Below are 13,310 nucleotides of genomic sequence, written 5' to 3'. Positions count from 1 at the left end.
CCTCCTATATTGAATTTAAAAGTTTTAAAGCCTCTTCCTTTGTATCCTTATAGTTCATTGCCATTTTTAAGTTAACCTTCGCAAGTGCCAAATTCCCTGTTTTTAAATAGCACTTTGCAAGTTCAAGATAAGTTTGTCCACTTTCAAAACCTAATGCAAGGCATTTTTTATAAAGCTCCAGCGCTTTGTCCCACTTTTTGAGCTTCTTTGCTATATCTGCAAACATTAAAAGATATTCTTCGTCAATATTTTCCAGATCTTCACACCTGGATAAAGTCGAAAATGCTGATAAATAATCACCTTTTTGAACTTCTAACTTAGCCTTTTCTTTACAGGTTCTTAATAAATAATAATTTTCAAAATCATCTTTAAAGTCTCCTGCTATACTGTTTAACATTGATTTAATTCCCGGTTTTTTTTCATCAGGGGCTATTTCATAAAGTTTTCTGGCATAGTAATATGCAAGCAATTTGTTTTTCTCAACATTTAGATAACTTTCTGAAAGCAAAGCATAAGCTTCAGTCGGCCTGTCTTTTAATGTTATTGCCTTATTCCACATTTTTCTTGCTTCTTTTAATTGCCCGTTATTAACAAGCAACTCTCCTAACCTTACATAACTTAAATAATCGTCAGGATAAATAGCAATTACCCCCTTATACACATTAATAGCATCCTGTAATTTATTTAATTGAACAAGATACTCTGCATAAAGTACTGCATATTTTAACTCAGTGCCTTTTAATTGATAAAGTTGTTTTATAAAAGAAAAACCTGATTGAGGGTTACCTGTTTCCATATAACAAATACTTATATGATAAAGAGCTTTTTCGTCTTTCTGGTTTTTCTTTTTTGATAAATACTTTAAATAATTAGGAATTGCCTGCTGATAATTACCTGCATTAAACAATTGTTCCGCTTTTTTAAAATACTTTTTAGCGCTTCCAAGGTCACTTAAACTAAAGCCTGCAAAAATGTTCATTGTAAATACAAGACAAAAAGCAACCACTATTTTTCGCATTCTTTAATCCTCTTCATTGCTTTTTTATAAATCGGGTCTGAAGAAGGCAGTATTTCTACAACCTGCCTGAAATAATATAAAGCTGCTTTGCAGTTATTGTATTGAGTTTGTTCTATATAACCTTTATTGTAAAGACTTTTTGCCTTTCTTAAAATATCTCTTTTCAATGCCTGCATAGACCTATCTGACGGAGAAATATCAAGCACTCTATTGGCATAATCCAGAGCCTTTGTATAATTATTAACTTTATAAAATGAATTTGCCTTACTTACATAGTAATCTTTTAGCAGTTTTTTGCATTCATTTTCAATTTTTCCATCTTCACCCCATAAATATTTTTTGGAGATTTCAAACAATTTTTCAAAGTTATTAGCAGCTGCTTCTGTATTCCCCTGCATTACCTGTTTTTTTCCTTTTAAGTAAAGGGTTCTTACCTTTGACAAATTTTCTTTAAGTCTATCGATTTTTGAAGGTACTGTCAGGTTTTTAGCAATGTATAACTGCCTTGCATCAATTAACTTTGCGATTGAATCAACAATATTACCGTTAAGATAAAGCTCCTTAGCTTTTTCAACCAAAGAGTTTGCTTGAGAATTTACCTTTCTTCTCAAAGCAAAGTACTTTTGTCTTGCTTTTTTTCTTTTCTGGTAAGTCTTATATTTTTTCTCTAACTCCTGTGCAAGAAGAGAAATCTTTTCATTTTCCGGGAACTTTGTTTTCAATTTTATAATTTTGTTATATGCTTCAACAATTTTATCACTGTCAATAAGAGAATCAATCTCTTCAAGTTTATTTGAAATAAATTCGCCCTTCTTTTCAGTTAACAATGATTGCCCTTTTTGATAATAAACTGATTTTTCATCAATTGTGCTCAAAAGTTTTTCTGCTTCTTGAAAATTATTATCGCTTATCAAATCAACAAGTTTTAAATATTTTTTCCTATTTTCTATCTCAAATTTAGCCTTACTATACTCATTTTCAAAACCTTTTAAATTAAAATTTTCAATCAAATAAACAACATTGTCCCAATCCTCGTTCTTGAAAGAGTTTATTACATCAAGCTTCAATTCTTTAACTGATATTTTAGTATTTCTTTTTACCCTCTTTTCTCCAGACGGAAGCAAAGCAAGGATAACAATCAACACAAAAAACACTGCAAAAATTGTTATATACACTTTCTTTCTATCAAAATTAAAAGATTTTTTTTCTTTTTTGTCTTTTAGAAAAGACGGAGAAAATAATTCTCCTGGGGCAATAAAAACAAATTCTTTATCCCCTAATTTTAAAATATCTCCGTTTTTTAAAATTGCCTTTTTTACTTTTTTATCGTTGATAAATACTCCATTAGTGCTATCGTTGTCAACAACTTCATAATAATCATCTTTTCTATTAATAAAACAGTGTACCCTTGAGATAGATGGATGGTCAATTGAAATATTGTTTATACTATCTCTGCCAATTGAAATTTCACTCTCTTTTAATTCAAACTCTTCTAAAAAATTTCTGTTTTCATCAAGAAGCACAAGCCTACCATATTGCACAAGCCCCTTGACTCCGTAGAGAACAGTCTCTGTCCCTTTCTCTTTATTTGCAACATTATTATCATCTTTGCTTTCTTCCTCAATAATTTCCTGAATTTCCTGAACTTTTGAAGCATCCATTAAAACTGTACCGTTTGAAGCTTCATCTGTCTCAACAGACTGTTTTTCTTCTTCCTTCTCAACTTCAATTAAAAACTCATATGTTGCAAATCTTACTCTGTCTTTATCAGCTACCGATACTCGACCGGTAATCCTATTATCATTTACAAATGTCCCGTTTGTACTGTTTAAGTCTTCCACATAAATTACTTCGTCAACACATTCCACTATTGCATGGAACGACGATACATTTCTAAAGGGCAAAACTATATCGTTTGTGTCTTTCCTGCCTATGGTTAACCTGGGATTTTTTCTACAATTAATAGTAAAAGCATTCTCTACCTCTTTTGAAAGAGGTTTAAATATTACCTTCATTTCAGTAAGTTATACCTCCTTAAAGCAGTAATATAAATTCGTGAACTCTCATCTGGAATTGTCTGCATTATTGCAAGATAAACATCTCTTGCACCCTCTTTGTTTCCATCAGATTCCAGCAACCATGCATCTTTAAACAACTTCTTTAATGTCAATTTTAATTCAGTTTTTGTAGAATTTATAGCAGGAATAATCTTATCCCATATAGGCGGTTTAGGATTTATTCCCTCTACACTCTTTTTTGCTTTTAAGAAATAAACAAGGGCGCTGTATAATGCTTCTTTATTCAGATTTTTTAATTTTAATTTTTCCTGACCTAATTCATAAAACCTTTTTGCATTTTCAATAGATTTTTTGTCTGCAATTGTTTTATCAATGTGTTTTTCCAGTTGAAGGAAATAGGTGTCAATCACATCAACTGTAATTGGAGAGGTTTTTGTTTTTTTCTCTGATGAAGGGAGCAATAAAAGTGTAATCAATAGAATAAAAAACACACCTATTAGAGAGCCTACCAGTATCCACTTTTTTTTATCTTCCTTTTTTGCCGCTTTTTTCAAGTCTGATAGAAAGTCTTCTCTCTCAATAACAACTGTCTTATTGCCTACTTTCTCTTCTTTGCCATCTACAACTCTTCCTTCTCCTTCAAAACTAACCTCAATTGTATATCCGCAAAAGGTGATTTTATCACCAGGAAAAACTTCTTTTTCGTCAATAACCTGTTCTCCATTCACAAAGGTTCCGTTTATACTCCCTAAATCTTTAACTTTCAGGTTATTCTTTTCGTTCAAAATAATAAAGTGTTTTGAGGAAACAGATGGGTCATTTATTATAACATCACAGTCCAAAGCCCTGCCAACAGTTATTTCCTTCTTTGAAAAATTCAAAGAAGCTTTTTTAATATCGCCATAATAAACACTTAATTTAATTTCCATATAATTTCCTTTGAATGCTTTCTTAAAGTATAATTTAACACAAAAATACAACCTGGACAATATTATTGTTAGATTTTAATAATCTTGTCCCTTCCAAAACTGCAAAAGCCTCCTTTTCAGATTTTGTTTTGAACGGATCAACATTGAATTGAGAAACAATATCCCCTGATTTATTCAAAAAAACAACATCAATAGAATAACCCATAAAAAATGTGTGAATTGAATTGCATGGAATAATAAGATAGGCATTTTTATGGTTCTCTTTTGAGAAAAGCATTCCCTTTAGCCTTGAAAAAAAGGTATTACAGACAATAAGAGTTTTTATAGAGTAAGTACTGTCTGAATAAATCAGTTTTACTTTTTTAATTAAATTAAGATTCAAACTATTAAAAGAAACAGGCAATTAGAATAACTCTCCTCTCACCCATTTAACTATAATACCACCGAAAAGAATTAAAACTGTCGAAATAAGAATAAAGACAAGTGGAAACATAATCTTTACAGATGCCTCTCCAGCCGCTTTTTCAGCCTTCTGGCTTCTTGAAATTCTCAAACTTTCTGCCTGAATTCTTAAAACTTGAGCAACAGGAGTCCCCATTTTTTCCGCCTGTATTATAGCTGTAACAATGCTGTTTAATGCTTCAACATCAGCCCTTTTTGCCAAATCCAGCAATGCTTCCTGTTTAGTTTTTCCCATTCTAACTTCCTGTAAAAACTGGAAAAACTCCTCAACCAAAGGACTTTTTGTTGAATCCTTTTCCACCATTCTTTTAACCGCAGAGAGAAAATCAAGCCCAGCCTCTACAGCCATTGAAAGTAAATCTAACTTATATGGAATATCTTTATAAATTTTTATTTTTCTCTCGTCAGCTTGATTGGCAAGGAAAAAGTAAGGGAAAACATTGCCAAAAACAAAGGCAATAATTAAAAAAATAAAATTTATGCTACCAAACATTGAATAGGTAAAAAATGCAGCTAAAACAGTCACAATAAACCCTATTGTCGTTGCATAGCCTATGTATTCATAAGAAGTAAAGCCATAGGGATAACCGGCTGCCGCAATCCTTCTTTCAAGTAAATCAATATACTTTTGAGGGATATTCATCTTTTTAGCCCTGGCAGCAAACGCAATAATTACTGGATAAAGGGCTTTCATTACTGGACTTTCCTCAAATGTTCTCATTTTTTTATTTTCAAGATGTCCGGTAGGTAATTGTTTTCTAAACTCCTCAACTTCTGCCTCAGTAGGCAAAAAATAGTAGAATAACAAAAATATTGCAATAAACAGAAAAACTGTTGCCAGAATAAAGTAAATTTGCGGATTCATAACCACCTGCCTTAAATATCTATGTTTATAACTTTTCTCAGGAAGTAAATACCTAACAACCAGAAAAGTGCTGCCACAAACAAAATCACAGTCCCTTGAGGAGTATTAAACAGAGGTTGCATCAAATCAGGAGAAATGGACGCTAAAACAAAAGCGAGAGCAAAAGGCATCCCCCCTAAAACAACCGCCTGCATTCTTCCCTGCGCGGTTAATGCTTTTACTTTAGCTTCCAATCTCATTATCTCTTTAATGGATTCAGCTAATTTTTTAAAAATCTCGGCAATGTTTCCACCTGTTTGCCTTGATATTAAAATAGCGGTAACAAGCAAATCAAAATTATTTGAACGAAGTCTTTCTGCCATATTTTCAAGAGCCTTATCAAATGGGACACCAAGCCTTATTTCATTTACAAGCAAACCAAACTCCTGGGAAACAGGAGGAACAAGCTGCTTACTCACAACCTCACATGCCTGTGGAAGGGTAAGCCCTGCGGATACTGAATTTGACAGTACATACAAAGCGTCAACCAGTTGCACTTCTAACTTCTCCGCCCTCTTCCTTGCAGTCATATACAAAAACATTTTGGGCAAGAAATACCCTATTGCGCCAAAAAGAATCAAAAATAGAACACTATCAAACAATAGATAACCAACAATTGCCATTCCAACTGCTGCAAGAATAGTGTTTTTATAAAACCTTTCAGGAGAATAGGCCATAAAATTTTTGTTTAACTCATTCCCTACTTTCTTTATATAACCTTCTTTGTATTTTTTATATCCTAACAACACTGCTTCATAAATTGAATAGCCAAACATTGCAAAGCCAGCAAATATCAATAAATTAGACAACCAGAAAATTATTGTATCCATCATGGCTCACACCCTGAATAAATCTTCCGGGACTGGTATGCCCCTTGCCTTGAAATCTGCAAGGAAGGAAGGTAAATAGCCGGTTGCTGTATGCTTTCCTATCACCTTGCCTTCGCTGTCTATACCTGCCTGTTCAAATCTAAATACCTCTTCAGTAACAATGTTGTAATCATCATCAACCCCTAAAACCTCTGTAATGCTCGTAATTTTTCTTGAACCGTCAGACAGCCTCTGTTGCTGGACAATAATATCAATTGCGGAAGCAATCTGGTCTCTTATTGCCCTTATTGGCAATTCCATTCCTGACATTAAAACCATTGTCTCAAGTCTTCTCAATATATCGTCAGGAGAGTTTGCGTGGCCTGTTGTCATTGAGCCTGCATGCCCTGTATTCATTGCCTGAAGCATATCAAGTGCTTCCCCTCCTCTGCATTCTCCAACAATTATTCTGTCAGGCCTCATTCTCAAAGCATTTTTAACTAAGTCTCTTATGGTGATTTCTCCTTTTCCCTCAACATTGGGCGGTTTTGATTCAAGAGAAACAACATGTTTCTGAGGAAGCCTCAACTCAGCAGCATCCTCAATTGTTACAATCCTCTCATTTGGTGGAATAAAAGAAGATAAAACATTCAATAAGGTTGTTTTACCTGAACCTGTTCCACCGGAGATAATGATATTTTTTCTTCCCTTTACACAAAGTTCAAGGAAAGTTGCCATAGGTTTATTCAATGTCCCAAATCTAACCAGGTCTTCAATAGTTAGGTTTTTCTTCCCAAACTTTCTAATTGTAAGACAGGGTCCTTTTAAAGCAAGCGGAGGTATGATTGCATTAACCCTTGAACCATCCTTTAACCTTGCATCAACAAGGGGTTGGGATTCGTCAATTCTCTTTCCAATTGGGGCAACAATCCTTTCAATAATTGCCATTAAAGCAGCATCTGAAGAAAACCTTTTGTCAGTTTCAACTATTTTACCCTTTTTTTCAACATAAATTAAATCTTTGTGAATTACCATTATCTCGCTAACATCGTCATCTCTCAAAAAATCTTCTAAAGGCCCTAACCCCACAACCTCGTCTAACATTTCTTTTTTCAAAGTTGTAAGGTCAACCCATGCCGGGATGTCCCCTCTCATCTGATCTAAAATTAAATCAAGTTTTTTGTTTACAAGGTTTTTTAATTCTTCGTCAGGCTTAGAGGTAAAATCAACCCACCTTAAATCTAACAACTCCAGCAATCTTTTATGGATTTTATCCCTAATACCAGATAAAGCATCTAACTGCTCAGGAGTTAACTTTTTCCCTGCTTTTGGTTCTTTTTTATGGTGAGACTTTACCTCAACCCGTTGTTTCTTAATTTCAGGCTCAGAAAGTTTTTGTTGAGTCCCGCCTTTTTCTTCATCAGTGGTAAAAATCAATCCAAATTCACCAATAATTACAGGATTATTTAAAGGAAGCTCAATTTTTTTGCCTCTTTCCAGCCTATTCTGACCTATAAAAATCCCATTTGAACTTGTGTCAGTCACAAAAACTTTACCATTTTCAATTTCAACAGTACAATGCTTCCTTGAAACAACAGGGGAAGGTAGAACCACATGGGCAGGTGGTTCTCTTCCAATAATGAATTTTTCAGGTAAATTTTCAAACTCTTTTTTTGAACCGTCTTTAAAAACAACGGTTAGTTTCATTTCTTATCCCTCTGCCACCACTTTTTCTTTTCTTTGTGAAACTCTTTAATAGGCTTATCTATCATCTGCTTCATATCCTGATCTTCAGCAGATATTCTTTTTGCGGTAATAAAGATAACGCCATCTGTCACCCCGTTCTGGTATTGTTTTGACCTGAAAAGAGCACCTAAGACGGGAATGCTTCCAAGACCAGGTACTTTTTGAATATCCTGACTCTTGATCCTTTTAATAAAACCACCTAATGCAATGGTTTGTCCCTCTTTTATCCTGACAACAGTATTTATTTTTCTTGTATTTAAAGCGGGGATACCGTCAACCATTGTGCCGCTTAATTCGGAAATTTCAGAATCAATTTTAATCCTCATATTATTTAATGAATCAATCTCGGGAGTTACTTTAAATTGGGTGCCGTACTTTTTCCACACAACAGAACTTGTATCCTGGGTAATATTTCTCGTTCCAAATTCACCACCTACAAAGTATTCAGCCGGCTGCCCTGATACAGTAATAACCCTGTGTGTGTCATAAACCTTTGCATCTCCATTCCCTACCATAATATTTAATGCCTGGCCAAAGTTTGAAACAATACCAATGGTGCTTTTTACCACATCCCCTGTTCCAAAGTTTTTAGCATATTCAACAGATAGTGGCTTAATCGCCTGATTCCAGTTAATCCCGTAATTCCCCATTTTGTTTGTATTTACTTCACAAAAATTAAATTCAACCATTATATTGTCTTCTTTAGGTAAATATGCCCTGTTAAACTCTGCAAATTTGACAACCTGGTCTCCATACAGCTTCATTACTTTGTCAATTCTCTTATTATCCTTTTCTGTTAGTATTTCACCGTCAATTATTACCTTGTCTCCAACCGTTTTAATTTCAATTCCTTCCACTCCTGCAAGAAGCTGCTCAACTTCTCTTTTAATCTTTTGAGGGTCATGTGCAATTACATTTACTGTTAATTCCTCTGTACTTCCATCCTGTTTAATTAATGTAACTGTTGTTGTGCCTGCCCCAACAGCCTTTAAAATAATCTTTGACTGGTCTTTGGGAATAACAATTCTCACAATCCTCGGATTTCCTGATGAAACTGATTTCACTCCCTCTGCAGGAATTACCTTCTGTTTACCCATTACAAGAGTGAATTCCTGCGCCATTAAACTAAAGCACAAAAGAAACAGTGCAAATATTAGAAAAATTTTTCTTTTCATTTATTCCCCCCTTATTTTAAAATTTCAATTCTCTTTTTGTTCATCTGATTTCTTTTTTTCTGCAATTGCTTTAAAGTGTCGCCACTAAAAATACTTGAAAAACTAACTTTTTTAATATCCTCTTTTGTTTTAGTGTCTTCTGGATTACGCAAAACAAAAACAAGTTTTGTTTTTCTCCTTGCAAATTCAATTAATTCTGCTTCTTCAGGTGTTACTGACAATGTAATTGTTCTGTAACTCCTGCCTGTTCTTACATTTTTCTTATTTAAAGTGGTACCAACCTGACTTCCAATTGCAAGAACCGGAACACTCTGCAGAATTGTTACTGTCTGGCTGGCAACTCCCCCCCCAATCTTGGTGAAAGTACCTAAAATATCAACATAATCACCAGGCCGAATCAATCCTGCCACACCGCTTTCCTCATCAACTCTAACAGTAATTGCCCTTTCACCAGGCAATATTGCTCCTGATAGAAACTTTGTTGATAATCCAGCAACACCACCTTCACGGAAATGAGATGCTAAAATCGGCTCGCCTTTTTTTATATCAACTTTAGGAGGAACGCCTAATATTCTTGTAACATCTCTAACAGAAACAGCGTCTTTAGGAACAAATTCCCTGAAATACTTTTTAACGGTAAGCATAGACCTTTCAATTGGAGTGCCTGCAGCAATATTCTTTTTGGCAACTATAACTTTAACAAGTTTAGTTTCATCGGTATACTTCTTTTTCTCGCCCATTATATACAGTTGAACAAGAATTACGCCGATAACAGCCACAATAATTGCAAAAATCATAGCCTTTTTCTTATCCATAAACCCTCCTAAAGTGTTTTATTCGTATTTTTCAACCATTACAACGCTTGTGTAATTTAACCTATCAACGCAAAAAGTAATATATAGACTTTTATTTCCCTTCCTTGCGTATATAAACCTTTTTTCTTTTGCTTTATCAAGGGCTTTAACAACAGTTTCAGGAATTTCCCATTCATTTCCCCTTAAATCAGACAGGTAATAAATTATTACTGAGTCAATATTGTCATCAACCCTGTATGCAACAAGCTTGCTGCTTGCATAATTATCTTTTTGGGCAATAGAAAGAAGTCTTTGCGAATAAGGATGCCTGTCAACATCATCAAGGTCAAACCCAGGTAAATCTTCATTTCCCTCTGGGACAAAGTTTTTAAAACTGAAAACTTTATCAGTCCAGTACTTTACAACTACTGTTTTTTCAGACTCTGGATTTTCTTTAAAAGCCATTACTACTTTAGGAACTATTTTTTCGCCTGCTTTTTTATCTATAAAAAGCTTTGTGTTGTCTCCCATATCAAGTATTCCAAGCATTCCCATTGTTTCTCCCTTAAATTCAAGTACAGGAGGGGCAAGTTTAGCAAAAATTGTTTCATAAAACCTGATTGCTTTGAAAGCGTCATCCCCCTGCTGAACACCTGCCCTTTCAAGTTGTTCATCAGTAAACATTCTTAAAAAGTGTGGATTATAAAGATTTTTATAGTAATCTATAACATCATCTATTGAGGCATTCACTACCTCAACTGAGTAAGTAAAAGGCACTCCATTAGCAATTGTCTTGCCTTTTGGAGAATAATTTGCTCCTTCCATAAAATCTGGGATAGATTTTGTTCCTCCGTAAAAAAAATCAAAAACATCGGCTTTACTATCCTGTACAGTTACATGAAATCTATTGCCTACCCATAAAAGCCCAATTCCGATTGTAATAATAAGAATTAACCTTAATAGTTTAACCATTTAAAATAAATCTCCTATTGCGCCACCAAGTTCTTTTATTAAATCCCATAGAAAATTAAGAAAACTCCCAACATCTTTGTGACTCCACGTATTTTTGTCTATATAATAGGTTGTGCTTATTGTAACTTTCTTCTTATTTCCAATAATTTTTTGAGTAAATTTGCCTTTCACCTCTATTTCATATGAAACTTTATACCCTTTTGTACTACTTATCTTGTCCAATACCTTCAAGAAAAATCCTAAAACCTCGTTAGTGTCTCCCCCATGTCCACTAAAAACAGTATCAAGAGCCTCTGAGCTATTTACCTTCTCAAATGTAACTTTATCTTTATCAACTCTATTGAAAAAAATCTTTCCAAGGTTTTCCTTAATATCTTCATCTTTTTCTTTAAATTCTCCTTTTGCAATTGTTACATATCGAGCTGCTGAAATGGTTTGTTGTTTTATAAAAAAGGCTTTAACAAAAAAGATTACCCCGAATATCATAATTAGATACACTGGTATTACCATTACAAATTCAGTCATAGACTGACCTTTTTCATCAGTGAATGAATATGTCACCACTAAACATCTCCTTTATCGCATTAAAGAGTTTCATAAACTTATTTGTGCTGCCTGATTTCCCTCCACCTAATGAAAGAGCCTGATTAACACCAGAAGAATCAAGTTTTTTAGCTAATTCACTTAATTTGGTAAATCTTACAAGCCTTACCTGCCAGCACTGATTAAATAAATGAGGTTCTACCCCATCTGGAACATAAATTTCTGCCTGAGAAAAGTAAACCATTCCAACTGGATTTGGATTTTTCAAACCAGCTTTAATATTTACAATGTTCTTTTGAGGTAAAACATAGGCTATACCAACGTAATCTTTGTGATTTTCCCAGTACTCTTTCCCATTTTCTTTGTCTCGTTTCAATAGATAAGGCTTTGGTTTATCGCTATCTCCTCCACTACCCCCACTTCCTCCTCTATTACCCCATGATTCTTCAGGAGAAATCTCCTCAGTCGTTTCATATTCAGCAGAAACAATTTTAATTTCTATAATTTTGTATGCCCTAACATTGCTCCCTAACATAGGTTCATTTTCTACAGTGAAACCATAGGTTTCAGGATTAACCCAAACCTTACTTTTTTCTTTTTGTCACATTTTTTCCCCATAATATTTTTAAAGAAAAATTTAGCATCATCTCCCTCTAAAGTAGCAGAAGTTGCTTCGTTTTCCAGCCATGCATCCTTGCCAGATACTTTACCTGCAAAATAACCACAATCCTGAGTATCATTGCCATTAATATCTTTATATGTTGATAATACCCTACAGGGAGCAGGGTCTCCACAATTACAGGATTCTTTTGTAAGAATTTCATCTAACGAATCAACCCCCGACCTAATTGTTATCCCACCATTTTTTATATAGGTGAGTTTTGTCAATTTATCTGCATTGTTTTTAATTTCATTGCAATTAGAGGTAGTTTTTTTATAGCTGTATTTACCAGGTTTCCCCTCACACATTGATTCATATGTTGCTCTTACCACCCCATCGTAAACAGCTCCTATAAATGGAGGTACAGCCCTTAATAACGGATAAAACAGATAAGCTTTAAAGTATTCTAAAGGTGCAGGGCCAAAGTCACCAAAAGTTAAAATATCCATAATAGAACCCAGAATATCCGATACTTTATCTGAAGCTAAAAAACTTGTGGTTGGCATATGTTCTATATTTTTTTGCCCTTCCATCCCGATTTCCCCAATTTTCGCAATTTTAGTGTCAACAGCCCTTGAAATAGCATTAAAATGATGTGCAACAGGCTTACACAATGACTCAAATTTCCTGTCATCGTCATCAATAAATGGCAATTTTAAATCTACATCAGGTATTAAAGGATACAAAAAACCTATCGTGGCACCATTAGCAAGCCCTGTTTTAACAGCTTCCACCTGAGCAATCACTGGAATAACCTTTACTTCAATCTCTTCAGCATCTACAAGAAAATCCTCAATATCCCATAAGACACCATTACCATTATCTTCTAAATTATCAGCAAGAACCTGCTCATAAACCTTTTCCCCAACGTATTTAATAAGGTATTGCTGTGGAACAGTTATTGCGTATAGTACAGCTCCAATTGCAGCAGTATACGGTATGTCCTTTAAAATTTCAGCAACTGCTTTTTGTGCCTGTAACAATGCTTTCGCAATTTTATTGGCTCTTTTAAAAGATTTCATAAGCATTATTATTGCAAGAACCTGAGTTTGAGTTATATTTAACATCGCCGTAAGGTTATAGCCCCTGCACATCCAGGTTGCACCGGAGACGGCAATAGCGTCTGCATTGTTGGTAAGCCTCATCTTTTTACTTGTAACATCTCCTACATTTAAAACCATAAAAACAAACATTGCTAAAAACAGAAAAGTAATTGCTGAAAAAACAATTGATTGGCCGCTTTCGTTTTTGTGTAATCCTCTTAATTTAGCAATCATAC

At 34.2% G+C, this 13,310-nt stretch carries 13 protein-coding genes; all 13 read right to left on the bottom strand.

Annotated features, from left to right (window positions below):
• Positions 1-4: 4 nt before the first annotated feature.
• Genes TTHT_RS03635 through TTHT_RS03575 form a run of 13 tightly spaced genes read right to left on the bottom strand, consistent with a single transcriptional unit; the run spans position 5 to position 13,308 of the window.
• Positions 5-1,018 (bottom strand): tetratricopeptide repeat protein, encoded by a 1,014-nt coding sequence (locus TTHT_RS03635; protein ID WP_201328680.1) that lies wholly within the window; start codon positions 1,016-1,018, stop codon positions 5-7.
• The gene (locus tag TTHT_RS03630) at positions 1,006-3,033 is read right to left on the bottom strand and encodes an FHA domain-containing protein (RefSeq protein ID WP_201328679.1); all 2,028 of its coding nucleotides are present in this window, start codon (positions 3,031-3,033) and stop codon (positions 1,006-1,008) included. Before TTHT_RS03630 ends, TTHT_RS03635 begins: the two co-directional genes overlap by 13 nt.
• Positions 3,030-3,965: an FHA domain-containing protein gene (locus TTHT_RS03625; protein ID WP_201328678.1), complete on the bottom strand. Its 936-nt coding sequence runs from the start codon at positions 3,963-3,965 to the stop codon at positions 3,030-3,032. The genes TTHT_RS03630 and TTHT_RS03625 overlap by 4 nt, the downstream gene beginning before the upstream one ends.
• A gap of 34 nt (positions 3,966-3,999) precedes the next feature.
• Positions 4,000-4,368, bottom strand: a complete 369-nt coding sequence (locus TTHT_RS03620; RefSeq protein WP_201328677.1) for a DUF192 domain-containing protein — start codon at positions 4,366-4,368, stop codon at positions 4,000-4,002.
• Positions 4,369-5,292 (bottom strand): type II secretion system F family protein, encoded by a 924-nt coding sequence (locus tag TTHT_RS03615; RefSeq protein ID WP_201328676.1) that lies wholly within the window; start codon positions 5,290-5,292, stop codon positions 4,369-4,371.
• Between the two features lie 11 nt (positions 5,293-5,303).
• On the bottom strand, positions 5,304-6,164 hold the full coding sequence (locus TTHT_RS03610) for a type II secretion system F family protein (protein ID WP_201328675.1): 861 nt from the start codon (positions 6,162-6,164) through the stop codon (positions 5,304-5,306).
• Positions 6,165-6,167: 3 nt separating this feature from the next.
• Positions 6,168-7,847 (bottom strand): ATPase, T2SS/T4P/T4SS family, encoded by a 1,680-nt coding sequence (locus tag TTHT_RS03605; RefSeq protein ID WP_201328674.1) that lies wholly within the window; start codon positions 7,845-7,847, stop codon positions 6,168-6,170.
• Positions 7,844-9,061 carry a type II and III secretion system protein family protein gene (locus tag TTHT_RS03600; RefSeq protein WP_201328673.1) on the bottom strand — a complete coding sequence of 406 codons (1,218 nt, stop codon included), beginning with the start codon at positions 9,059-9,061 and terminating at the stop codon, positions 7,844-7,846. Before TTHT_RS03600 ends, TTHT_RS03605 begins: the two co-directional genes overlap by 4 nt.
• 11 nt (positions 9,062-9,072) lie before the next feature.
• Positions 9,073-9,876, bottom strand: coding sequence for a Flp pilus assembly protein CpaB (gene cpaB / locus TTHT_RS03595; RefSeq protein ID WP_201328672.1), 804 nt, complete (start codon positions 9,874-9,876; stop codon positions 9,073-9,075).
• 18 nt (positions 9,877-9,894) lie between these two features.
• Complete coding sequence (locus TTHT_RS03590; protein ID WP_201328671.1) at positions 9,895-10,827, bottom strand: hypothetical protein; 933 nt, start codon at positions 10,825-10,827, stop codon at positions 9,895-9,897.
• Positions 10,828-11,352 carry a TadE family protein gene (locus tag TTHT_RS03585; protein ID WP_201328670.1) on the bottom strand — a complete coding sequence of 175 codons (525 nt, stop codon included), beginning with the start codon at positions 11,350-11,352 and terminating at the stop codon, positions 10,828-10,830.
• A gap of 16 nt (positions 11,353-11,368) precedes the next feature.
• On the bottom strand, positions 11,369-11,905 hold the full coding sequence (locus tag TTHT_RS03580; RefSeq protein WP_201328669.1) for a hypothetical protein: 537 nt from the start codon (positions 11,903-11,905) through the stop codon (positions 11,369-11,371).
• 11 nt (positions 11,906-11,916) lie between these two features.
• Positions 11,917-13,308 (bottom strand): TadE/TadG family type IV pilus assembly protein, encoded by a 1,392-nt coding sequence (locus tag TTHT_RS03575; RefSeq protein WP_201328668.1) that lies wholly within the window; start codon positions 13,306-13,308, stop codon positions 11,917-11,919.
• Between the last annotated feature and the right edge of the window lie 2 nt (positions 13,309-13,310).

Source organism: Thermotomaculum hydrothermale, from assembly GCF_016592575.1.
Taxonomy (GTDB): Bacteria; Acidobacteriota; Holophagae; order Thermotomaculales; family Thermotomaculaceae; genus Thermotomaculum; species Thermotomaculum hydrothermale.
The sequence above is the reverse complement of the archived record's forward strand: the minus strand, read 5'-3'. Positions and strand labels throughout refer to the sequence as shown.